The following is a 21,664-nucleotide window of genomic DNA, read 5'->3' as shown; positions in this document are numbered from 1 at the left end:
GATAGCTGCTTTTTTTAACTAAAATTATATATTTACTACAAATATATTTTCGTGAAAGAACTTAATAAAATACTTAACTATACTTTTCAATTTAATAAAGAAATAGGTATAAGCGTAAAATCGATTTTAGTACTTATAGTTGTATTAATTTTAGCATCGTCTTTATTAAAGTATTTTAAGAGGTTTGTAAAAAGAAGGTTGCAAACAGAGGATAAGAATAAGTTTGATACTGTTTTTTCTTTTGCAAGTTGGTTTATCTACATTATTATATTTCTAACTACTTTAAACACTTCTGGAGTTGATGTAACAGCCATATTTGCAGCATCGGCAGCATTATTGATTGGTGTTGGTTTGGCGTTACAAACCTTGTTCCAGGACATCATTTCTGGTATTTTCATTATTGTTGATCAAAGTGTACATGTAGGTGATATTATTGAGATTGATGGAAAAGTAGGTAGAGTAGAGGAAATAAAACTAAGAACTACTAGAGCAGTAACCATAGATAACAAAGTACTGGTAATACCTAATCATAAATATTTATCGAATAGTTTATATAATTGGACTCAAAACGGAACTACTACTCGTGAAAGTGTATCGGTAGGTGTGGCCTATGGTAGTGGTGTTCAATTGGTAAAAGAACTGTTGTTAAAAGCTGCTAACGAACATCCAAAAGTGTTAGAATATCCAGCGCCATTAGTTGTATTTGAAAACTTTGGAGAGAGTGCATTAGAGTTTAAGTTGATTTTTACTTTAAACGATAGTTTTCAAGCATTAATTCCGCAAAGTGAAATTCGATTTAAAATAGATCAGTTGTTTAGAGAACATAATATTTCTATACCATTTCCGCAAAGAGATGTTCATATTATAAAAGAGTAAGACAGATGACAGATTAGGAGACAAAAGACGTAAGAGAAAAGAGAAGAAAGAGGTAGATTGATAAATAAAAAGATTTAATGAAAAGAAGAAGTATATTAAAAATCTCGTTTTATTTAATTTTAGTTTTATTCTTTATTTTTAGTACTTGGGAAGTAAAAAAATCTATAGAAATATTTACAGTTCTATTTGCACTTATAGTAGTATCGAAAGTATATGAGTTAATAAAATTTTATAGAAATAAAGAAAGTTTTTTAAAATTAGGAAAAAGAGAACTTTTCTATAACCGATACATAACTTCTTTCATATTTTTGATACTTACTGTAGTTTATATAGGATATTTATCAAAAATTAATTTTAAATTAAATACAAAGTTTGCTCATTTTTTTCTGATCGAAAATACGAGTTCTGCTTTATTTTACGGATTATTTACATCTCTAATAATAAGTGAGTTATTTGGGGTAGAAAATGTATTTTACATAACGGATAAAGGTATTTCTAAAAAGTGGAATTATTTTGAGAATTATAAATGGGAAGATTTTTTAGATTTCAAAATAATAAAGGAACAGTCTTTGATTCGCTTTAAAAAGAAAAACAATAAATTCATTTTTATAAAGTATGAGGAAGAGACTTTTATAAATAATGAAGATATAATTATAAGTAAGTTGAATAAAAATCTAACTGAAGATGTCAAAAATATTAATAATTGAAGACGAAGCGGCAATCCGTAGAGTTTTAAAAAAAATCATTACAGAAGAGAATGATGCTTATGAAGTGGAGGAGGCTGAAGATGGTTTGGCTGGAATTGAAATGATTAAGAATAAAGATTACGATTTGGTATTGTGCGATATTAAAATGCCAAAAATGGATGGTGTTGAGGTATTAGAAAAAGCAAAAAAGCTAAAACCTGAAACTGCAATGGTTATGATTTCTGGTCACGGTGATTTAGATACTGCTGTTAATACTATGCGTTTAGGTGCTTTTGATTATATATCGAAACCGCCAGATTTAAACAGGTTATTAAATACAGTTCGTAATGCTTTAGATCGTACAGAGTTAGTTGTAGAGAACAAACGCCTTAAAAAGAAGGTGAGTAAGAGCTACGAAATGATTGGTGAGAGTGATGAAATTACTCATATTAAAGATATTATTGAAAAAGTAGCCGCTACCGATGCACGTGTTTTAATTACTGGACCTAATGGAACCGGAAAAGAATTAGTAGCACACTGGTTGCACGAAAAATCAGACCGTTCAAAAGCACCAATGATTGAGGTAAACTGTGCTGCAATTCCATCGGAATTAATAGAAAGTGAATTATTTGGTCATGTAAAAGGATCGTTTACAGGAGCTAATAAAGATAGAGCAGGTAAGTTTGAAGCAGCTAACGGAGGAACTATTTTCTTAGATGAGATAGGTGATATGAGTTTGTCTGCACAAGCAAAAGTATTACGTGCTTTACAAGAAAATAGAATTTCGAGAGTAGGTTCGGATAAAGATATTAAAGTAAATGTTAGAGTTGTAGCTGCAACCAACAAAGACTTAAAAAAGGAAATAGCTGAAGGACGTTTCCGTGAAGATTTATATCACCGTTTAGCAGTAATCTTAATCAAAGTTCCTGCTTTAAATGATAGAAGAGGTGATATTCCTTTATTGGTAAACTTCTTTGCTGATAAGATTTCTAACGAACAAGGGATGCCAAAAAAAGAGTTTTCTAAAGAAGCAATAACATTATTGCAAGAATACGATTGGACTGGAAATATCCGTGAACTAAGGAATGTAGTGGAACGGTTAATTATTTTAGGAGAAAAAACAGTTTCCAAAAACGATGTAAAATTGTTTGCTAGTAAATAAAATAAAAGGAGGTTAAAGCCTCCTTTTTTTATTAGTATACCTATGAAATATTTAAAGAAATTAATCAATATTTAAAGTTGTAAGTTGAGTTTAAATATTTTTATAAAAAGGTTGTGTTTTTTGTTTTTTTTGTAAAATGCAGGTTTGTTGTGTAACTATTTGATGTTTAAGAGTTAAAAGGTTTGGGGTTTTCGTAATTAGAATTATAACATAATTTTATCAAAATAAATTTTGTTTTTTACAGTTTTTTGGCGTAAAATTGAATCGAAAATTGAGCCATATGAGAAAGAATGCTATGAATTTATACTAAAAGCTTCTTTTTTATTTTTTTAATTATAACATGACTGTTTTGTAACGAAACAGTGTTGTGTTTGCGGTTATTTCTATGGCATTAATTAAGGTTAATATAGGTTGATTTTTAATGAAGCCTTTTATGATATAAGAAAATATTTTTCGCGAAAATAGACACAAATCTTGAGTGTCTTAAAATGATCAAGAATTGATAATTTTTTAAATATTTATTATGAAAAAAGAATTTTTAAGTTTAGGAAAAGTTTTAAGTAGAGAAATGCAACAAAAAATTTCTGGAGGAGATGTTCACTGTGTAACTGAAGATCCAAGAACTAAAACTTCAACTATTAAAGAAGGACCATGTGATCCTAACGATTTATTAAGTCACGAAATAGACTATTAATAAAAAGTTAAGAGGCTAGTTAAATAAGATTTAACTAGCCTTTTTCTTTAAGAGTAATCTTTCCCTGTAATTAACAAGGAAAAATAATATTTGAACTTCTGATTAATCCAAATCAAAGCGATCAAGGTTCATTACCTTGGTCCAAGCTGCAATAAAATCGCTTACAAATTTTTCTTTTGCGTCATCGGCAGCATATACTTCAGTAATGGCTCTTAGTTCTGTATTAGAACCAAAAATTAGATCGGCTCTAGTGGCTGAAAATTTCATAGCTCCAGTTCTTCTATCTCTACCAATAAATTCTTTGTCGCTAGAAGAAGCTGCTTTCCAAGTGTAGGTAAAGTCAAGAATGTTGGTGAAGAAATCGTTAGACAATGTTCCTACAGCATCCGTAAATACACCAAAGTCTGAACCATCGTAATTCGTTCCTAAAACACGTAATCCACCAACCAACACGGTCATTTCAGGAATGGTTAGTGTTAATAGGTTTGCTTTATCAACTAATAGTTCTTCAGCAGCAACATTTAAATCACTTTTTATAAAGTTTCTAAAACCATCGGCTCTAGGCTCTAAATATCCAAAAGAAACTACATCGGTTTGTTCTTGAGAAGCATCACCTCTTCCTGAAGTAAATGGTACAGTTATGGTATGTCCGCCATTTTTAGCAGCTAATTCAATACCAACAGAACCACCAAGCACAATTAAATCGGCAATAGAAACAGTTCCACTAAAGTCTTTTTGAATTCCTTCATAAACTGCTAAAACTTTAGCCAATTCAGCAGGATTGTTTACTTCCCAATCTTTTTGAGGAGTTAATCGAATACGTCCACCGTTGGCACCACCACGTTTGTCCGAACCTCTAAAAGTAGAAGCAGATGCCCATGCTGTAGTTACCATTTGTGAAATTGATAATCCAGAAGCTTCAATGCTAGCTTTTAAAGTAGCAACTTCAGCATCAGATAAGATATTTCCAGCTGGAATAGGGTCTTGCCAAATTAATTCTTCAGTAGGAACTTCAGGTCCTAAGTATAAGGCTACAGGTCCCATATCACGATGCGTTAATTTATACCAAGCTCTTGCAAAAGCATCTTCAAAAGCCTTGTGGTCTTTATGGAAACGCTTTGAAATTTCTAAATAAGCTGGATCCATTTTCAAAGCCATGTCGGCAGTAGTCATCATTAAGGCTTGCTTTCCGTTAGGATCACCAGCTTTTGGAGCCATTCGAGCATTTGAAGCAGCAGTTGGTGTCCATTGATGTGCTCCGGCTGGACTTTTAGTCAATTCCCAATCGTAATTTAATAATACATCAAAATAATCGTGATCCCACTGTGTAGGATTTGGCGTCCAAGCTCCTTCAATACCACTAGTAATTGCATCATCTAAAACTCCTGTTCCAAAGCTGTTTTTCCAACCTGTACTCATTTCTTCTATAGCAGCTCCAGCTGGTTCTGCACCTACATAAGTATCTGGATTTGCAGCTCCGTGCGCTTTACCAAAGGTATGACCACCTGCTACCAAAGCAACCGTTTCTTCATCATCCATTGCCATACGTCCAAATGTTTCTCTGATATCAACTCCAGAGGCAACCGGATCAGGTCTTCCGTTTGGACCTTCAGGATTTACATAAATAAGTCCCATATGTACAGCTCCTAAATCGCTTTCCAAATTACCGTCAGCGTAACGATCTTCATTTCCTAACCATTCTGTTTCACTTCCCCAGTAAATATCTTGTTCTGGTTCCCATACATCTTCTCGACCACCAGCAAAACCATATGTTTTAAAGCCCATAGATTCTAAAGCACAGTTTCCTGCAAGAATCATTAAATCTGCCCAAGAAATTTTATTTCCATACTTTTTCTTTACAGGCCATAGTAATAAACGTGCTTTATCTAAATTTCCATTATCTGGCCAACTATTTAAAGGAGCAAAACGTTGTGTTCCTGAACCAGCTCCTCCGCGACCGTCTCCAACTCGATAAGTCCCCGCACTATGCCAAGCCATACGAATCATAAATCCACCATAATGACCATAGTCGGCAGGCCACCAATCTTGCGAATCAGTCATTAAATCAATCAAATCTTTTTTAAGTTCATTATAGTCTATACTATTAAAGGCAGCAGCGTAATCAAAATCGGGATCCATAGGGTTCGATTTTGCAGCATTTTGCCTTAAAATATTTAACTTTAATTCGTTGGGCCACCAATCTCTATTTCGAGTTCCTCCTCCAGCAGTTTCTTTTTGAGTTCCTCCCATAAATGGACATTTTGTTATGTCTCCAGAAGCCCCGTGTGCGTGTTTATCTTCCATAATATATTGTTTTGTAAGTTGTTGCACTCAAATTTACGATAAATCATTGAATAATTTTTATCTATATTTTTTATTTAATTATAAGTTAATGTTATTATTGCGATTGTTTGTTTTTATGGTTGACACCCTAAGTGATTGGTTTTATTTATGTAACGAAGCGCAGATTTGCGATTTTTTGGAGGCCTTTTTTGACTGTTTTTTACCACATCGAAAAAACCTATAGTGGAATAAAAAAATAAAGTTGTTTTTAAGCTTTTAAAGCTTGAAGAATAAAATATCTTTGCCGCTGTAAAAAAATTTTTAATCATTAAAATAATATAAAATGGCTACATTAGTTGGTAAGAAATTCCCAAATTTAAGCGTTGATGCAATGAACGAAATGGGAGATACTTTTAAGTTAAATGTTTTAGAAGAAGCAGCAAATAACAAAAAGAAAGTATTATTATTCTGGTACCCAAAAGATTTTACTTTTGTTTGTCCTACTGAATTACACGCTTTCCAAGCAGCTTTAGGTGAGTTTGAGAAAAGAAACACTATGGTAATTGGAGCTTCTTGTGATACTCCTGAAGTACACTTTGCTTGGTTAAACCAATCTAAAGATAACGGAGGAATTGAAGGTGTTACTTATCCTTTATTAGCAGATAGTAACCGTAACTTATCTTCAATCTTAGGTATTTTAGATATTACTAATGAAGTATTTGACGAAGCTACTCAAACTGTACAAGTTGAAGGTGATAACGTTACTTATAGAGCTACTTATTTAATTGACGAAGAAGGAACTGTATTTCACGAAGGTGTAAACCACATGCCAGTTGGTCGTAACGTAAACGAATTTTTACGTTTAATTGATGCTTACACTCACGTACAAGAAAAAGGTGAGGTTTGTCCAGCAAACTGGGAAGAAGGTAAAGAAGCAATGCAACCTAACGCCAAAGCTACTGCAGAATATTTAGCTGTAAACTAATATAATAATAAAAGAAAGGAATCAAGTTCGTGTGAGATAAGTGAAGGGGTCGAGCACGAGCTCCTTTCGGAAACAATATAAACTATGGTACAAGAATTAAGTCAAGATAATTTAACAGAAATCGTTTCAAGCAACTCAAAAGTAGTAGTACAATTTTCGGCTACTTGGTGTGGTAACTGCCGTATTATGAAGCCAAAATTTAAAAAGTTATCTTCTGAAAATGAAGATACTGCTTTTGTAATTGTTGATGCTGAAAAGTTTCCTGAAAGTAGAAAGTTAGCAGATGTAAGTAACTTACCAACGTTTGCAACTTTTGTAGATGGTAAATTTGTAAACCAAGTTCAAACGAACAAGTTTGATGTTTTAAAAGACTTGGTAAACGAAGTAGTAGCATAATAAAACGTCATTACGAACGTAGTGAAGTAATCTTTTTTAAACTAACAGATTGCCACAGCAAATTCTATTTGCTTCGCAATGACAAAATAATAATATGAAATTACCAGTTATTAAACACTTAACTTCTTTTATTGAAGAAAACGACCAAGATTACGTACTAGAAACGATTGAAACTTTAGAAGCTTTAACTGAAGTTCCTTCTTTAAAAGATGAGGAGTTAGACGTTATAGGTGAGTTAATATCGAATATGTACGGTGCTATTGAGGTTGATAAAATGGTAAAAGATGGTACCCCTAAAAAAGAAGCGTTGAATAATTTTATGAAACGTGTTTTAGGATCAATTGATAAATAGTTTAAACCTATACTATATAAAAATCCCGAGTATCATACTCGGGATTTTTTGTTTACGGTTGTTGTATATGAATTATTAGTATTGTTTTAATACTTGAAATTCATCATAAGTTAACAACCATTCCCCACTTACCTTTTCCCACTTTTCTAGGTAAATTTTTCCTTCTCCAATATTCATGCTCCATTGTGATGATAAAGTAACACTGTTGGCCGTTTTTGCTGTAAATATTGGATTGTTATAGATTAAGTTCTTTGCACCTTTGGCTATTAATTGTGTCCAAAATCCTTGAATGCCTTTTTTAGCGTTTAATGATGCAAATGGTACTGCATTCATGGTTGCTTTTTCTGAATATCCATTACCGCATACTGCTCCTTTTCCTGCATTAAATCCTTGAATCCATTCTATCGATGCTTTAATTACTTCTTCTAATGCTATATGACTTGCTATTGGATTTGTTTTATTTTCTTGTGGTGTTTTAAATTTCTCTAAAACCTCAAAGTTATCGTAGCTTAGTAACCATTTACCTTCTTTTTTTACCCATTTTTCTTGATAAATAATTCCTCTACCTACATTCATACTCCAGTTTGCCGATAAGAAAGCTGTTGTTTTATTAGCTACTTCTATTTGTACATTGGTATAAATTAAATTGGTTGCTCCCGATTGTATAAAAGGCGTCCAAAATTCTGATACTTCTTTTTTCCCTTTCTTGACTCCAAACGGTTGGGCATTCATTACCGCATTTTGTATATAGCCATTTACACATGCTTTTGCATTTCCTTTGTTAAAGTTGGCAATCCATTCTTTGCTTGCCTCTAATACTTCTAAGGCTACTTTATGTTGTGCTGTTGGTTTGTATGCTGAAAATGCTTGGGTGTTTTGTCCAAAAGTTAAGGCGCTTACTCCTAATAATACCGTAAGTATTCTTGCTCTTAAATTTCTCATATCTATTGTGTTTTATATCCGATACAAAGAAAAATAGATTGTAGACGGCATACCTGTGCCTTTTGTCACAAGCTTAGGAATTATTTAGTAAAACAATTTCTTTTTGTCCTAAATGAAGTTGATTATTTTTTTCTAATTTCTTTAATAAGCGGGAAATAACTTCTCTTGTAGTTCCTAATTCTCTGGCTAATTCTTGGTGTGATTTTTTTACAATATTGTTATCTGCCTTAGCAAGGAGATAATCGAACAAACGATCTTTTAAGGGTTGGAAGGCTAGATTGGCATACTGATTTATTAAGTGATTATAGCTTTCTCTAAATGTTTTGGTAGTAAATGTGTTCCAGGATTTGTATTTAAAGTTCCAATCTCTTACAAATCGTACTGGAATGTTTATCAGGGTACATTCTTCTTCTACAATGGCATTTACGGTACTTTTACAATCTTCAAAGCAAGCAGAAAGCGATAGGGTACAGGCTTCCATAGCATTTAAATAGTAGATAAGAATTTCTCTGTCTTCATTTTCTTGGTATACTCGTACTTTTCCTTTCAATACAATTTTTAACACTTTTATGTATTGATTGTTTTTAATGATGAATTCTCCTTTTTGGTGCGTACTTATACTAGCAATTTCTCGAAGTTCATTTTGTAATGCCTCCTCAGTTATTCCTAATTGATTTATAAAATTCTCTATCATCTATTTTTATCTACCTAAGTGCAAAATTAGATAAAATTGCTTTCAGTTTTTTATTTTATTGTTTTCTTATTGTAAGTGTCATAGTATTGTCATGTTACTGTCAGCTTAGAGTCTTATTGGTATAAAGGCTAAAGTGTGATTGATGTTTATCTTTGCAGAAAACAATTTAATACATGTCTGAGAAAGGAATGACTAGTGATACGAATACCATAAGAGATCTTAAAAAAATGCGATTAGCACGTCATTGGTCGCAAGAACAATTAGCGACTATGAGTGGACTAAGTGTAAGAACCATTCAGCGAATTGAGAATGGTGAAAATGCGGGATTAGAGTCTTTAAAATCTTTAGCTGCTGTCTTTGAAACTACCATAACCGATGTGAAGAAGGAAATTGATGTTGCTCAATTAAAAAAAGAGACTGCTTATCTTGAAAAAGTTAAGGGGTTGTACAAGCTTGTTGCTATTGCATTGTTAAGTATGTTACTGCCTATAATACTTGTTTTTATAGATGGTTCTAACTGGCTTTTATTAGTATGGACTTTGTTTTCTTGGCTTCTTGTAATTGGAATATATTCTATTAAGGTTTTCAATTTTTTTGATAAGGATTGGGAACGTAAACTATTAGAGAAAAAGTTTGGGAAGGAGTAATGGTCTCTCATAACCGTCGGTTAAGGGCTTCAATTTGCTAATATTCTAATAAATAATTACTTATAGCCATTGTTGTACGTTCAGTTTTTGTTATTCAAATTTCGATATTACTTTGTTTTTATCCTTTAGAAATATGCTTAATTCGTTTCTGTTTCTAAATGGATGAAACAAAACTTTATTTCCGAAATCTATTGTTATTAATGGCGCATAGCTTTTATTGTCCATTTTTATCAACTCTTTTTTCTTATCATTAGTTCCGTCTAAATAGTAAAAAGAGTTTTTGTCTAAGAAAATTAAAATATCATTTGCATTAAGATACTTATGATAAAAATAGTCTTTTAATTCAAACACAAATTCTTGTTTATCACTATAAATATGATTGTATTCGAAAATATATTTATCGTTCATCCAATAAATTTCAATTCCATAATTGTCTTGCTCTTTAATTAAAAACCTTTTGTTAATCAATTCTTTAATTAATTTAGATTTTGAAGAGTAAATCTTATCAATTATTTTGTCATCAGTTGCAATAGCACTCAAATGTTGTTCTTTATACCTATTAAAACCAATTTCTTTTTTAGTCAGATAAGAGTTTGTTTTTTCCTTATTAGTTATAGTAAATTCTACAAGTTTTAAAACTTCAACAATATTAATTCGGTCTGCGTAAATTCTAACAGACAATCCAGAATTGTTTGATTTAATTGTATATTCAGATTTTATTCCATCAATTATTTTATAATTAGAATTATTGAATTCCAATAGATACAAATCATTATCATATTCGTTTGTGTAGTCCTGGATATATTCGATAAATATTGTGTCCTTATAATGCAAACGTTCAGATAACTTTTCTGATAATTGACCAATAATTTGAATTTTATCGATGTCAGAATATTCAAATCCTGTTTTCATATAGATTTTCACATTACCATATGTTTTTCTGATTACTCTGTCTCTATGAGCAAAGCAATTAAAAGAAAATAATAAAGCTAAAATTCCAATTTTAAATTTCATTCTCTGTTTTTGGTAGCTGACACGCAGCAGTATTGGCTATGAGTAGTTGCGTAGGGGAGCGCCTAACTTAGTAAGTAAGCAAGAACAAGTAATTACTTGTAGCCATTGTTAGAGCAAGTTTTTTTTAAATTCTTCTTCTGCTTCAACTTTAAATTTTTCATCTTTTCTCAAATCTTCAAAGAGAGGCCATTCCAAGAAATCGTCTAATATTAAATCATCAACAATAATGGCTTGTTTAATTAATGGAATTGTTTGCTCATGTTCATTTTTCAACAAATGTTTTGCAATTTTGAAAATAGGTGATAGCGAGCTTGTTCTAAAAACTTTGAGTTTCTTAGCTAAATCATCATTTTTCTTAAGTCTTTTTAACGCAATACAATCATTGACTTTTGCTCGTAAAATATAGGATTCTTCATTGTCATTCCTTGGTTTGATATTTTTGTTTATATACTCACATACTTTTAGAACAAGTTCATTTTGATTACTTTTTAAAAGTTCGAAGGTTAAATCCATTAATTCACCAATAGCATTAGTGATGTTATCTTTATCCCACTTACCCCAACAATTCATAGTTAATACAATTCCTGCTAACTTTATTTCTGAAATAGCTTTGCGTAAGTACTTAGTTTCTATTTTAAGTTGACTTCCTAACGCATGGTTAAATAAATTGTTAGTACGATTTATATATTTTTTATTGACTATTGAATTATTGTGTACAATTAAATGCCTTCTCTCACGTACCTCGTTAATTAGTTCCCAATTGATAAGTTCTTCTGAAAGACTAACATCCAATTTTTTGAAATAATTTTTGATTTCATCAAACGATAAGTCTAATAATATTTTCTCGACTTCTTTGAAAAGAATGTCATTATAGGCTTCCTCTACTGAAGAATAATTTTTTAATTCATTTAGTGATATCGAAATATTTTTTTCCTCTAATACAGCCTTGTTTGAAGTGAAATGAAAAGTCAGTAAATCTGCAAATAAATATTCAAAATGATTGTTAAGAATTAGGAATGTACCGTTTGAAAGTATTTCGAAATTTTTTTCATGTAGTTTCGGGGTTTTCGACATTTCATAAATTAAATCATCTAACTTTTCTTCAGGAATTTCATCGCTAGTGTCATCTTTTGATTCTATTTCCTTCATAGATGTTTTGTCTTCAATATCTTCTTTTTCAATTTCCTTAATGAAATCGTCAAGACCTTTTTCTCCGAATGTTTTTAGAATAACACTTTCTAAATGATTTTTTCTAGATTCTAATATGAATTTGTCATGCTCTAGTGCTTTAATAGCAAAAGTATTATAGAATGCTTCAACGCTTTCTATGTTTTGAATAAATTGTTCATAAATATGATTGACTGTTTTATTTGGAGTTTCTTTTTCTTTGATTTCTTCGCTCATTTATTTAGTTTATTCGGATTTGTTCTAACTTATTTGTATGTGGGTGTTTATTCCTTTTATTTGTCTATTTTGGTCGGCTATGCGGAACTTTTAGTTCTTAATAGTCTGCTTATTTAACAGCTATTTAATGCTAAAGTAAGTATAGCCTATAGCATTCTTTTACGGGTATCCGTTAAGAATGTATAACTTCGTATTGTATTTAAAAATAAAAGGAATAGGGGACTATTGCTTTCACAATTTTTACGAGTTCAATGTACTAATTCTATGTTAGTATTACAAATAAGTTAAGTATGAGAGCTTGTATTTTTATTTTAGTGTTATTCACTCGTACGAGTGAGCAAGACTCACAAGCTCGAGTGAGTATCTTTCACAGGTACGGGTGAGTAAAGCTCACTCGCTCGAGTGAGCATTGCTCACGAGATTGATGCTGAAAATATTTGGTTTTTCAACCTGTGTCTTTTAGTTGATGTTACGGGTATAATTTTCGATTTGTTTTTCAAATTTGTCACTATCCTTAAATGCACACAAATTACCATCAGGGTCAAAAAACTTAGCTACCGTTCCCCATGTATGCTCTTGATAGTCTACAGGTGTATTATTATTCTTCAGTCTGTCTGCTAATTCTTTTACATTTTTAACATTCATTCTAAGACAAGTTTTTATTCTTTCAGTTTTGTCTAACTTGTCAGTTTGTTCACTATCAAGTTCTACCATAAGGTATGCTTCTCCAAATTTGAAACAAGTAAGATATTCGGTTTCAAACATTTTAGAAAGCCCAATAACGTTTTGGTAAAAGTCAACACATTTTAGATACTCTTTAGTGTATAGTATTATTCCTGTTCGGTCGAATGTCATTTTTACTTTTTAAATATTTATAACCATTGTTAGCAACTGGAATTAATTTAATAATTCACTCAGTTTTTCATTTAATTTTTCTCCACGTAAATTGCGTCCAACTATTATTCCATTTTGGTCAATCAAAAAATTATCAGGAATTCCATTAATACCATAGATTAAAGAAGCTGAATTATTACTGCCTTTTAAATCGCTAACTTGTAACCAAGGTAATTTGTCTTTTTCAATTGCTTTTAACCAGTCTTCCTTTTCTATGTCTTTAGATACAGAAAAAATTTCGAATCCCTTTGGGTTAAATGTTTCATAAGTCTTTACCAAGTTTGGGTTTTCCTGTCTACAAGGCCAGCAATTAGAGGCCCAAAATTCTAATAAGACCAATTTACCATTGAAATCAGATAGCTTTCTTATTTTTCCATTGGTGTCTTCCATTTCAAAATCGACATACTTTTCTCCGATTTTTGGATTTTTATTTAGTTCAATGTATTTAGCAATGCTTTTTCCGTATTCAGAATTTTTGTTCTCTGTTGAAAATTGGTCAAATAGTTTTTTTGTTTGTTCTTTTCCCCAAGTTGTTGAAAAAACTGAGAGTATATATGCACTATTGATGCTATTAGGGTTTTTATCAACAAACTCAAAGTTCTTTATTAAACTCTCTTCTCTAGAAAGTGAATCTGTTTCTTTTTTTAAGGTTTGACTTAAGTTCTCTTCGTTAGAACCAGTTACAATTGCATTGCTAAAATCTGTTTGAGTTGCGTTAAAAGTCATGGGGTTGTTTTCTAACCACAGAAATCTATAATGGGAAAAATTTTTTGTTCGTAAAACTACTTGAAAAGGGGCTTTAGGTAGCTTGGTATTAAAAGTAAAGGAATTGTTTTGAATTTTTGTTGAATCTATTAGATCGTTATTGTTTTCCATGTAAAGGATTGTTCCTTCTTCCATTCCATTGGTTGTTCCTTTTAAAGAAAATTCCTTTTTTGGTTTTTCAACGCAAGAAATAGCAATTAAGGTTACTATTCCAAATATTAGTTTTCTCATAGAGTTTGTTTTTTGTTTGCTGTTAACTTTTGTTTTTTCTTTTTGTAATTAGTGCTAATGCGTTTTTATAATTAGTTTCTAGCATTTTTTCTTGTCCAATTAACTCATTCATTAATATTTTAAAAACAATCACGTTTTCACTTACCAACTCTATTTTATGGACTTCACGTGAGGTTAATAAATTGATGATATCTTTTATTGTTCCTTTAATAAGGTTTTGTTGTTCATAAACAGCAAAAAGTACTTGAGATTCCTCCAAAGAGATTCGATTGGTAATTTTGTCTTCCTTAGCTACTGCCCAGGCAATATCATGAAAATGCTCTTGTATAATTCCTTTCGGAGCTATTTCTCCTATTGAAAAGTAAGCATTTTTGAAAAACTTTTGTTCGAGTATTTGTTTATTGTCAGGTTGACTAATGTTGTTCATTATCTTTTCGTGGTATCCAATGATGTTTTGTATAATTTTTCTATTGTTTTGGATTTCACTTTTGATATTTTGAACTATCAATTCAGTCCTTTTAGCCTCATTTTTTTCATTTTTCCATTCGTTAATGAATAAAGCAATAAATACACTAAATATTATCATTGCTGACTCTAATATAATGCTGTACCAGAATGATTTTCTTTTTGACATAAGGTTTTGTTTTAAAATAGTAAAGTTGTTAAAAAAGGGAGCATTAGTGTTGATAAGGTGAAGATTAAGTCACCTATATGTAAACCTCTGTAAGCAGCTTCAGCTGAATATGTTTCCATGTAACTTACCATTAGTGGTTCACTTTTAAATATTTTTAAAAATAATTGACGGAAAATCCAATAATAAATCATGAAAAGTAAAGGAAAAAGAGTCCACTGGGCAGCATTTCCATTTGTCATTTGTAATGATTCCCTATCAATATTTAAATAACCAAATAAAGCTATCAAAATCGTTAGGAACAAAAGACTAAAATATATTTTCTGTTTTTTAAGAATCTTGTACGATAACCACAATATCAATTGTCCAATTGCCCCAAGTAATATGTAAGTTAGTTGATTATCTATCATAAACTTAATAGAATGTTTAAACTATTGTTTACCAAATTTCAATAACTTCTGTAAACTCAGAGTCGCCTGTAACACTAATTTTTAAAGCAGAAGGGATAAAGCTTTTTCCTTTATATTCTGGATTGGCTGAATAACTTAACTCTTTTCCTTCAATTAACAAATCTTCAATCATTTGATCGAATCGCATTTTTAAAACACTAACAAATTCAGGAACATAAAGAATGTTAATATTACTGTCTTCACCTCCAAATTCTACAGGTATTAGATGAATTTTAGTTAATTCTCCTTTTTTAAATAAGTTGAAAGCCTTGTCGTTGCTATCTATATCATTAAAATCAGGTCCATTGCTGCTTTTAGATTCTGTGCTTTTTTTCTTTTTAAACCATTTAAACATTTTCAATTTGTTTTATATTATTATAGTTTGATTAACAAGTTTTATTCATCACAATGTAAATAACTTTTTAAAGCTAGCTTCCATGATTCGCCACTTTTAAAATTCTCAGATAATCCGTTGCCATCTTTTTTTATAAATGCTTGAATCCCATGTTGAATCATATACTTTGGATGGTATTTGGGAGCTCCAACTTTTCGAATCTCTTGACAAACTTTATTCAGTTCTTCAGAGCCTTTTTTAAGTATTTTGTTAAGGCTTGCAATTACATTGTTCTTTTCATCTTCATTCACATTTAAGAGAACTTTTTGTTGAAGAACCAATAATGCTTGATGAGCACTCTTGTCTTTTACTCGATATGAGTCGTATTTTCCATATACACCGGCTATTGCAAAAAGTTTAGCAGCCTTATCAAACTCTTTTTTCTTAATACACTTTTCCATCCCGTTAAGTATATCGGCAGGATTGTGCTTATTGGTAATTTCAGATATTTCCACGCAATCACAAGGATTTGGTGACTCTAAGCTTCCTTTTGCTTGTATTGATACGGTTTTTTGAGCTTGGATATTATTAATTACTAAGGCTATAATAATTATTGATAAGATTCTTTTCATACTATTTGCAATTTTTGAGTCCAATGTACTTATTCTATTTTAGTTCTAAAAACAATTTTGCTTCTAATGAAAATAAAATTTCCATTAGAAGCAAAAATTTATTTTCACTAGAGTGAAACGTTTACTTTACTTTAGTGAAAATAAAACTTTCACTAGAGTCAAAATTATATTTTGTCTAGAGTGAAAATAATTAATAGTAAAAAACATCTTTTAATTAGTGAGAGTCTTTGTTGTTTTTTAAGAATTCATCAAAAGCAACTTTACTTTCTCCTGTTAAATACTTTTCGGCTAATAGAACAATAGCATCAGGACCTTTGTTTACCCATTTTATAAGGTTTTTATCATTTCCTTTAGCTTCAGCTGCTAACCATACTGCTACTGGTAATGCTCCCCATTTTCTTTTCATAGGCCCTCTCGATAGGTTTGCATGTATCTCGTTTTCTTCTTCTTCAGTAAGATTGGGTTGACCTAATACTTTTATAATTTTTTCTGCAAATATTGGATATAAATTATCAAACGTTTTTTTAGAGGTAGCTGATAAAGAATCTCCTTTTGGAAACCATTTACTAGACATTGAACGATACATACCAAAGCCTTCTAAGGTACATTCCCATAATATTTGATCTTTAAATGTATTAATACTTAGATTGTTTTTAGTAGCCCATTCTTTGTGTAATAAATGAGTAAACTCATGTGCAAATATTCGGTCAATTCTATTGTCATTTACAGGTTTTTTCGCCGATCCATATTCTCTTTGTAAAGTGTTTACATCGAGACAAATGGTTTTTACATTAGGGGTAAAAGCATCATCTCCTCCTTGATATCCTAAAAGAACTGTAACTGTATCGTTCAATTTGATATTCTCAAAAGGTACTTTTATAGAGTCCCTAATTGTATTCCATTTACTTGCTTTAGATTCGATTAAAGTTATCCACTCTTGTTCTTCATTAGTAAGCTCTTTTTCTACTTTCGAAAGTGAATCGAGTACTTTGCTACTCTTTCTATTACGTAATGCCTCTTTCCATTCTTTAGACATTTTATTACCCGTAATTCCTAGTTTAATTTGAACAGTTCTTGAATCTGTAGCTTCTTCTTTTATTGAGTTTTTTTCTTTTTTTGGAGTTGAGTTGCAACTCATCAATACAATAGTACTAAGCGTAAGTAGGGAGATGCTTAAGTTTTTCATTGGGGATAATTTTTAGTGTTTTGTAAGCTGTAAAATACACCGAATTAATTAGCAAGAAACTTAACAAAATTTTAAAGTATTCTTAAAATTTTAACTGAATCACATTCCCAATGATTCGACTTATCTTTTACGTATAAATGTGCTTTGTAGCACTTTGTTTGAAAAAACTTTTGCCTCTGTACATTCAAAATCTAACATCTTAGAAAGTTCACCAAATAAAGAAAATCCACCGCCCAATAGCTTAGGAATCGTAGTAATAATCATACTATCAATTAAATCTTCTTTTAAAAAACTTTGTATTGTTTTCCCTCCATCAATATATAAGTTATGATGTCCGTTTTTATGAATTTGAGCGAGTATTTCAGTTAATGCCCCCTTAACCAAAAATACCTTGTCTTTTAAATCTTCTGGAACTTCTTTTAGGGTATTGCTTAATACATATACAGGTTTAGTATAAGGCCAATCGATATCAAAGCCACAAACTGTTTCAAAGGTTGTTCTTCCCATAACTAAGGCATCTATTTGCGATGTAAAATCTGCATAACCCATATCTGAATTATCTGGATTTGGTATTGAGTGTAACCAATCTATTCCTCCATTTTTATCTGCTATATATCCGTCTAAACTTGTTGCTATAAATACCTGATTGCTTGTTTTCATATTAGAAAGTTTTATTATTTGATTGCAAAACTAGTTGATAGCTGTTGCAAATAATTGTACAGAATTTACCCTTGAATTGTATTTGTAAATTCTTTTGGTGTGCTCCCATAAAACTTTTTAAAGAGTTTTATAAAATGCGATTGATCGTAAAAACCAGCTGCTAAAGCAATTTCTGTTAGTTTTTCTGAAGTTCTGTTTTTTAGTAAGTGAATAGCAGTATTTACTTTTTTTAACTTTATATATTCACTTGGAGTCAATAAATAATGTTTTTTAAACTTTTGAATGAAGCTTTTTTGTGAAAGAGGGATTGAATGATTGAAGTTTTTCAGTGTTCCTTTTTCTAGTATTTCTGAAGAAAGATATTCTTCAAACTTTAGTAAGTTCGTATCTAATTGTGATTGTTCAAACAGCTTTAATAAATAGTTTTCTGCTAAGTCTAAATTAGGTGTTTCTGTATTAAAAACATGTTCATACAATATTTCTGAAATAGTATTCATTAAGGAGCTATCGAATTTACGAAGGAGCATTCCATAACAAAATGGTTTTAGGAGTAGTCCAACCGAACCATAGGTTCCCGATACAGTTGTTTGAAAAGGTGTTGTTTTTAATCCAGAAATAATTTGATGATGTCCTTTGTTTGATGTAGTCTCGGTATTCTGACCTTCTACTTTAAACGTATCACCATAATTAAAAATGAGTTCGGTAAACATGGGAGCATGATGACTAGACTTTAGGTTTAAATTAGAAGCTTTTCCTATCCATATCATATCCACAAAATAATTCAATGGTGCATTTGGGCGATATGTTTTTTCTAGAATCAATGATGTTGTTTATGTTGTATTATGAATAAAGCTAAACTTTCTCTTCAAATTCAGGGCAATCCAATCGTATTTCTGATTTTAATAATTTCTTTTTCAGTAAATTACAATAATGCGAATCTTGTTTTTTCTCATAGAACTTGCAGCCATAACAAGTTCGTTGTACACTTAGAATACCATTTTTATTTAACTTATATATCAGTGTACTTAATGTATCAAATAAACTTTCCTGTTCTTCTTGATTAAAAAGATTTATTTGCTGTTGTAAAGGATTTGAAAAATCGTGTACTTGTTGTACTATTTCTTTTCCTTTATCTGATAGCATAATAGCATAGCTTCTACTATCAGCAGAAGAATAATCTTTAATAATCATTCCTTTTTTGTCTAAGGCTCTTATGGCATCGCTAATGGTTGGTTTTGTTACATTAAACTCTTTAGCTAAATGACTTACATTGCACAAGTGTTGTTTGTGAAACGTAATAAATATAAGTATCTGAATTTGAATAGGACTTAATCCAACCAACTTGGCTTTTTCCCACAATAAGATTTTAAATACTTCAGAAACTCGTTCTAAACCTGCAACGATTTTACTTGAAATATTATTTTCTTGCTCTTCTGGATTGAAATTACTGTTATTCATTGAAATAGCCTGCCGAAGTTTGTTCGACAGGCAAAGTTAGTAATCCTAATTAAATTAATTACAATTTTCCATTTCTATAATTGTATAGTTGTCTTTTTCTATTGCAATAATCATGGCTTCTGTGGCCTGCTCTATATGACAAAGACGACATTCATTTGTAGTTAATTGATCCGTTTTAAAAGGTTTTGTTTTCAAATATTTCATACCATAATTGAATATGGTTTGTTCTTCGGTTATATAATCTGGTACTAGAATGTCAAAATGCATTGTTTTACCATCTTCTCTTTGTACATAGGTGTCCCAAACTGCTACTTTCATCATTTTACTTTTTAACTTTATAAGGAAGAGATAAATTACCACTTGCTACACTAAAAACTTCATAAACTCCTAACATAGGTAAGTTTTTATTACTTGTATTTACTTTCATAAAAGCAGTTACGCCATCGTAATTGAAATCTGTTTGATTGTTCATACGGTAATTTGGAACTACTACTTTTATAGTATTGCCTTTTGTGGTAACTGGATAACCTGGGGAATCCATATACATAGGCATTCCAGGATTTGTTGGTGGTAAAACCACCGTTTTATCTGCTTTTTTAAATTGTTTAACCGATAAGCCTCCCACAACTCTTTTGTCTTGGTGTAATATTACCCAATGAGGATGCCAGATAACACCATCGTTATTATAAATTTGATCATTGTTTTCGTCCCAAAGAGGTGTATCATCAAAATCGGGATGTGAAGTCAAAGCTAATGCTACTATTCCATCTGTTTGATTAAAACCTACATCTGTTGGTTTTAAACTCGTTGGGAATACGTAACCTAGTACTGGAGCACCATCGAGTTGACCATTTTTGATAGGAACTGTTTTTCCTGCCGTTCCATTTACACTTATTTCCCAAACTGTGATTCCTAAGTCGGAGTGCTGTGTTACATTGACATTTTTAATTGCAAAATCGTTGTTGTTGTAATTACTCTTTTGAGCGCAAGAAATACTGGTACTTAAAAATAGTATTGCTGTTAGTATTGATAGTATTGTTTTCATTTGATTTGTTTTAATAGTTAGGACTCTAATTAAATTAGGAATCCTAACTATGTGATTTAAAAAAATTAGCCTTTTACATCTGCCATGGAAGCTCCAAAGTTAATATGTAAAGTATTTCCTGTTGGTGTTACTAATGCTGGTACCGATTTAACTCCTGCTTTTTCTGCTTCAGGAATTCTACCTCGGTCTTCACCAATATTAACTATTTCTACATTTTGCTCTCCAACTAGATTAATAATGTCGTGCTCTGCACTGATGCATACAGGACATCCTGCGTGATAAAAAATTGATTTACTCATACTGTTCTATTTTTTAATGTTTTATTGCTTTACAAATATAGTAAGGAATCCTAACTTAAAAAGATGTTTCTGTATTTTTTTAAATTATGTACTTATAAGATTTAGTTATTTAGATTTTTTAACGCTTTAAAATCAGTGTTTTATTAGATGTTGATAGTTATAATTGATTCAACTCTTTCATGGTTCCATTAAAATAATCATGATCAACTGTACCAGGAATACCAATTATTTGGGCGTCATCGCTATTTTGCCAAAAAGTCCAACTAACTTTTTGCCAAGCTGATGGTATCTCTGGAATTTCAGTATCGTAATTCGCAACCCATAAATGATATGAACTAAAGAAAGGATTGTTTAAATATTGATTTGCAAAATTTGTAGAAGCATAAATTATTGGTTTTCTACCAAATCTTTCTTCTACTATTTTTAGCCATGTTTTTACTCCTTCTTGATATTCTTCAACAGATATTGTTGAGTTTACTCCACGAGTTTCTAAATCTAAAGTAGGAGGAAGGTCTTTATTATCCGATAATTTTAAAACGGTTTGAGAGAAAAATTCAGCTTGTGCTTCAGGGCTGTCTGTTGTATAGTAGAAATGATAAGCGCCTCTTTTTAATTTTTGTTGTTTTGCATTTTTCCAATGATCGAAAAATTTCGGGTCGATATAATCTTTTCCTCCAGTAGCTTTTACAAAAACAAATTTTACTTCAAACTCTTTAATATCTTCCCATTTGATGTTTGATTGAAAGTCGGAAATATCTATTCCTCGTATATAATTAGCTGTTGATGCTTTATGTAAATTAACAGTAGAAAGTTCTGGTGGTACAGCTTTTTTGGTTGTTACTGTTTCTTTTTGAGGCTTACTATTACAGGATATTAATAGTCCTATGAATACTGTAAGAAGGGTTAGTTGTTTCATGGTTTTTGTTGATTTTTAGTTAGTTATGG

27 protein-coding genes are annotated in these 21,664 nt (G+C 31.0%); 8 read left to right on the top strand and 19 right to left on the bottom strand.

The window, feature by feature from the left end; translation table 11 throughout:
- Nucleotides 1–51 precede the first annotated feature (51 nt).
- The 4 genes from MHN29_RS12090 to MHN29_RS12075 all read left to right on the top strand — a co-directional run bounded on the left by MHN29_RS12090 (nt 52) and on the right by MHN29_RS12075 (nt 3,418).
- Nucleotides 52–876, top strand: coding sequence for a mechanosensitive ion channel family protein (locus MHN29_RS12090; RefSeq protein ID WP_235275998.1), 825 nt, complete (start codon nt 52–54; stop codon nt 874–876).
- Nucleotides 877–953: 77 nt separating this feature from the next.
- On the top strand, nt 954–1,583 hold the full coding sequence (locus MHN29_RS12085; RefSeq protein WP_235275997.1) for a hypothetical protein: 630 nt from the start codon (nt 954–956) through the stop codon (nt 1,581–1,583).
- On the top strand, nt 1,561–2,724 hold the full coding sequence (locus MHN29_RS12080; RefSeq protein WP_235275996.1) for a sigma-54 dependent transcriptional regulator: 1,164 nt from the start codon (nt 1,561–1,563) through the stop codon (nt 2,722–2,724). The genes MHN29_RS12085 and MHN29_RS12080 overlap by 23 nt, the downstream gene beginning before the upstream one ends.
- Nucleotides 2,725–3,247: 523 nt before the next feature.
- Nucleotides 3,248–3,418, top strand: coding sequence for a hypothetical protein (locus tag MHN29_RS12075; RefSeq protein WP_235275995.1), 171 nt, complete (start codon nt 3,248–3,250; stop codon nt 3,416–3,418).
- 102 nt (nt 3,419–3,520) lie between these two features.
- On the opposite strand, the gene katG is transcribed toward MHN29_RS12075, so the two are convergent.
- On the bottom strand, nt 3,521–5,722 hold the full coding sequence (gene katG / locus MHN29_RS12070) for a catalase/peroxidase HPI (RefSeq protein WP_235275994.1): 2,202 nt from the start codon (nt 5,720–5,722) through the stop codon (nt 3,521–3,523).
- A 322-nt stretch (nt 5,723–6,044) separates the two neighbouring features.
- Between katG and MHN29_RS12065 the strand changes: the two genes are divergently transcribed.
- From MHN29_RS12065 to MHN29_RS12055, 3 genes are all read left to right on the top strand, one after another.
- Nucleotides 6,045–6,686 (top strand): peroxiredoxin, encoded by a 642-nt coding sequence (locus tag MHN29_RS12065; protein WP_150900870.1) that lies wholly within the window; start codon nt 6,045–6,047, stop codon nt 6,684–6,686.
- Between the two features lie 84 nt (nt 6,687–6,770).
- On the top strand, nt 6,771–7,082 hold the full coding sequence (locus MHN29_RS12060) for a co-chaperone YbbN (RefSeq protein ID WP_150900871.1): 312 nt from the start codon (nt 6,771–6,773) through the stop codon (nt 7,080–7,082).
- A gap of 94 nt (nt 7,083–7,176) precedes the next feature.
- Nucleotides 7,177–7,434: a hypothetical protein gene (locus tag MHN29_RS12055; protein WP_150900872.1), complete on the top strand. Its 258-nt coding sequence runs from the start codon at nt 7,177–7,179 to the stop codon at nt 7,432–7,434.
- A 75-nt stretch (nt 7,435–7,509) separates the two neighbouring features.
- Here MHN29_RS12055 and MHN29_RS12050 read toward each other — a convergent pair whose 3' ends face one another.
- The gene (locus tag MHN29_RS12050; RefSeq protein ID WP_235275993.1) at nt 7,510–8,376 is read right to left on the bottom strand and encodes a hypothetical protein; all 867 of its coding nucleotides are present in this window, start codon (nt 8,374–8,376) and stop codon (nt 7,510–7,512) included.
- Between the two features lie 73 nt (nt 8,377–8,449).
- Nucleotides 8,450–9,070: a Crp/Fnr family transcriptional regulator gene (locus MHN29_RS12045; protein WP_235275992.1), complete on the bottom strand. Its 621-nt coding sequence runs from the start codon at nt 9,068–9,070 to the stop codon at nt 8,450–8,452.
- Nucleotides 9,071–9,243: 173 nt separating this feature from the next.
- Between MHN29_RS12045 and MHN29_RS12040 the strand changes: the two genes are divergently transcribed.
- On the top strand, nt 9,244–9,717 hold the full coding sequence (locus MHN29_RS12040; RefSeq protein ID WP_235275991.1) for a helix-turn-helix domain-containing protein: 474 nt from the start codon (nt 9,244–9,246) through the stop codon (nt 9,715–9,717).
- Between the two features lie 90 nt (nt 9,718–9,807).
- Here MHN29_RS12040 and MHN29_RS12035 read toward each other — a convergent pair whose 3' ends face one another.
- The 16 genes from MHN29_RS12035 to MHN29_RS11960 all read right to left on the bottom strand — a co-directional run bounded on the left by MHN29_RS12035 (nt 9,808) and on the right by MHN29_RS11960 (nt 21,635).
- A complete protein-coding gene (locus tag MHN29_RS12035) occupies nt 9,808–10,731 on the bottom strand; it encodes a hypothetical protein (protein WP_235275990.1) in 924 nt (307 codons plus the stop codon).
- Nucleotides 10,732–10,839: 108 nt separating this feature from the next.
- Nucleotides 10,840–12,135 carry a hypothetical protein gene (locus MHN29_RS12030; protein WP_235275989.1) on the bottom strand — a complete coding sequence of 432 codons (1,296 nt, stop codon included), beginning with the start codon at nt 12,133–12,135 and terminating at the stop codon, nt 10,840–10,842.
- Nucleotides 12,136–12,594: 459 nt separating this feature from the next.
- Complete coding sequence (locus MHN29_RS12025; RefSeq protein ID WP_235275988.1) at nt 12,595–12,990, bottom strand: VOC family protein; 396 nt, start codon at nt 12,988–12,990, stop codon at nt 12,595–12,597.
- Between the two features lie 42 nt (nt 12,991–13,032).
- Nucleotides 13,033–14,025: an AhpC/TSA family protein gene (locus MHN29_RS12020; protein ID WP_235275987.1), complete on the bottom strand. Its 993-nt coding sequence runs from the start codon at nt 14,023–14,025 to the stop codon at nt 13,033–13,035.
- Between the two features lie 22 nt (nt 14,026–14,047).
- On the bottom strand, nt 14,048–14,659 hold the full coding sequence (locus MHN29_RS12015; RefSeq protein WP_235275986.1) for a hypothetical protein: 612 nt from the start codon (nt 14,657–14,659) through the stop codon (nt 14,048–14,050).
- 11 nt (nt 14,660–14,670) lie between these two features.
- Nucleotides 14,671–15,066: a hypothetical protein gene (locus MHN29_RS12010; RefSeq protein WP_235275985.1), complete on the bottom strand. Its 396-nt coding sequence runs from the start codon at nt 15,064–15,066 to the stop codon at nt 14,671–14,673.
- 28 nt (nt 15,067–15,094) lie between these two features.
- Nucleotides 15,095–15,460 carry a hypothetical protein gene (locus MHN29_RS12005; protein WP_235275984.1) on the bottom strand — a complete coding sequence of 122 codons (366 nt, stop codon included), beginning with the start codon at nt 15,458–15,460 and terminating at the stop codon, nt 15,095–15,097.
- Between the two features lie 41 nt (nt 15,461–15,501).
- Complete coding sequence (locus MHN29_RS12000; RefSeq protein WP_235275983.1) at nt 15,502–16,071, bottom strand: hypothetical protein; 570 nt, start codon at nt 16,069–16,071, stop codon at nt 15,502–15,504.
- A 214-nt stretch (nt 16,072–16,285) separates the two neighbouring features.
- Nucleotides 16,286–17,257, bottom strand: coding sequence for a hypothetical protein (locus tag MHN29_RS11995; protein ID WP_235275982.1), 972 nt, complete (start codon nt 17,255–17,257; stop codon nt 16,286–16,288).
- Between the two features lie 120 nt (nt 17,258–17,377).
- Nucleotides 17,378–17,917 (bottom strand): dihydrofolate reductase family protein, encoded by a 540-nt coding sequence (locus tag MHN29_RS11990; protein WP_235275981.1) that lies wholly within the window; start codon nt 17,915–17,917, stop codon nt 17,378–17,380.
- A 65-nt stretch (nt 17,918–17,982) separates the two neighbouring features.
- The gene (locus MHN29_RS11985) at nt 17,983–18,738 is read right to left on the bottom strand and encodes an AraC family transcriptional regulator (RefSeq protein WP_235275980.1); all 756 of its coding nucleotides are present in this window, start codon (nt 18,736–18,738) and stop codon (nt 17,983–17,985) included.
- A gap of 31 nt (nt 18,739–18,769) precedes the next feature.
- Entirely contained in the window at nt 18,770–19,375 is a 606-nt protein-coding gene (locus MHN29_RS11980; protein WP_235275979.1) for a MarR family winged helix-turn-helix transcriptional regulator, read from the bottom strand.
- A 54-nt stretch (nt 19,376–19,429) separates the two neighbouring features.
- Nucleotides 19,430–19,696, bottom strand: a complete 267-nt coding sequence (locus tag MHN29_RS11975) for a DUF2024 family protein (protein WP_370642808.1) — start codon at nt 19,694–19,696, stop codon at nt 19,430–19,432.
- A 1-nt stretch (nt 19,697) separates the two neighbouring features.
- On the bottom strand, nt 19,698–20,420 hold the full coding sequence (locus MHN29_RS11970; protein WP_235275977.1) for a hypothetical protein: 723 nt from the start codon (nt 20,418–20,420) through the stop codon (nt 19,698–19,700).
- Between the two features lie 65 nt (nt 20,421–20,485).
- Complete coding sequence (locus MHN29_RS11965; protein WP_235275976.1) at nt 20,486–20,719, bottom strand: conjugal transfer protein TraF; 234 nt, start codon at nt 20,717–20,719, stop codon at nt 20,486–20,488.
- A gap of 157 nt (nt 20,720–20,876) precedes the next feature.
- Nucleotides 20,877–21,635, bottom strand: coding sequence for a glycoside hydrolase family 25 protein (locus MHN29_RS11960; protein WP_235275975.1), 759 nt, complete (start codon nt 21,633–21,635; stop codon nt 20,877–20,879).
- Between the last annotated feature and the right edge of the window lie 29 nt (nt 21,636–21,664).

Source organism: Tenacibaculum sp. Cn5-46 (genome assembly GCF_022347705.1).
In the GTDB taxonomy this organism is placed as follows: Bacteria; Bacteroidota; Bacteroidia; order Flavobacteriales; family Flavobacteriaceae; genus Polaribacter; species Polaribacter aiptasiae.
The sequence above is the reverse complement of the archived record's forward strand: the minus strand, read 5'-3'. Positions and strand labels throughout refer to the sequence as shown.

Coding starts and splice junctions, on each gene's coding strand:
- MHN29_RS12085 (WP_235275997.1), top strand. CDS start 954: ATGAAAAGAAGAAGTATATTAAAAATCTCGTTTTATTTAATTTTAGTT.
- MHN29_RS12080 (WP_235275996.1), top strand. CDS start 1,561: ATGTCAAAAATATTAATAATTGAAGACGAAGCGGCAATCCGTAGAGTT.
- MHN29_RS12075 (WP_235275995.1), top strand. CDS start 3,248: ATGAAAAAAGAATTTTTAAGTTTAGGAAAAGTTTTAAGTAGAGAAATG.
- katG (WP_235275994.1), bottom strand. CDS start 5,722: ATGGAAGATAAACACGCACACGGGGCTTCTGGAGACATAACAAAATGT.
- MHN29_RS12065 (WP_150900870.1), top strand. CDS start 6,045: ATGGCTACATTAGTTGGTAAGAAATTCCCAAATTTAAGCGTTGATGCA.
- MHN29_RS12060 (WP_150900871.1), top strand. CDS start 6,771: ATGGTACAAGAATTAAGTCAAGATAATTTAACAGAAATCGTTTCAAGC.
- MHN29_RS12055 (WP_150900872.1), top strand. CDS start 7,177: ATGAAATTACCAGTTATTAAACACTTAACTTCTTTTATTGAAGAAAAC.
- MHN29_RS12050 (WP_235275993.1), bottom strand. CDS start 8,376: ATGAGAAATTTAAGAGCAAGAATACTTACGGTATTATTAGGAGTAAGC.
- MHN29_RS12045 (WP_235275992.1), bottom strand. CDS start 9,070: ATGATAGAGAATTTTATAAATCAATTAGGAATAACTGAGGAGGCATTA.
- MHN29_RS12040 (WP_235275991.1), top strand. CDS start 9,244: ATGTCTGAGAAAGGAATGACTAGTGATACGAATACCATAAGAGATCTT.
- MHN29_RS12035 (WP_235275990.1), bottom strand. CDS start 10,731: ATGAAATTTAAAATTGGAATTTTAGCTTTATTATTTTCTTTTAATTGC.
- MHN29_RS12030 (WP_235275989.1), bottom strand. CDS start 12,135: ATGAGCGAAGAAATCAAAGAAAAAGAAACTCCAAATAAAACAGTCAAT.
- MHN29_RS12025 (WP_235275988.1), bottom strand. CDS start 12,990: ATGACATTCGACCGAACAGGAATAATACTATACACTAAAGAGTATCTA.
- MHN29_RS12020 (WP_235275987.1), bottom strand. CDS start 14,025: ATGAGAAAACTAATATTTGGAATAGTAACCTTAATTGCTATTTCTTGC.
- MHN29_RS12015 (WP_235275986.1), bottom strand. CDS start 14,659: ATGTCAAAAAGAAAATCATTCTGGTACAGCATTATATTAGAGTCAGCA.
- MHN29_RS12010 (WP_235275985.1), bottom strand. CDS start 15,066: ATGATAGATAATCAACTAACTTACATATTACTTGGGGCAATTGGACAA.
- MHN29_RS12005 (WP_235275984.1), bottom strand. CDS start 15,460: ATGTTTAAATGGTTTAAAAAGAAAAAAAGCACAGAATCTAAAAGCAGC.
- MHN29_RS12000 (WP_235275983.1), bottom strand. CDS start 16,071: ATGAAAAGAATCTTATCAATAATTATTATAGCCTTAGTAATTAATAAT.
- MHN29_RS11995 (WP_235275982.1), bottom strand. CDS start 17,257: ATGAAAAACTTAAGCATCTCCCTACTTACGCTTAGTACTATTGTATTG.
- MHN29_RS11990 (WP_235275981.1), bottom strand. CDS start 17,917: ATGAAAACAAGCAATCAGGTATTTATAGCAACAAGTTTAGACGGATAT.
- MHN29_RS11980 (WP_235275979.1), bottom strand. CDS start 19,375: ATGAATAACAGTAATTTCAATCCAGAAGAGCAAGAAAATAATATTTCA.
- MHN29_RS11975 (WP_370642808.1), bottom strand. CDS start 19,696: ATGATGAAAGTAGCAGTTTGGGACACCTATGTACAAAGAGAAGATGGT.
- MHN29_RS11970 (WP_235275977.1), bottom strand. CDS start 20,420: ATGAAAACAATACTATCAATACTAACAGCAATACTATTTTTAAGTACC.
- MHN29_RS11965 (WP_235275976.1), bottom strand. CDS start 20,719: ATGAGTAAATCAATTTTTTATCACGCAGGATGTCCTGTATGCATCAGT.
- MHN29_RS11960 (WP_235275975.1), bottom strand. CDS start 21,635: ATGAAACAACTAACCCTTCTTACAGTATTCATAGGACTATTAATATCC.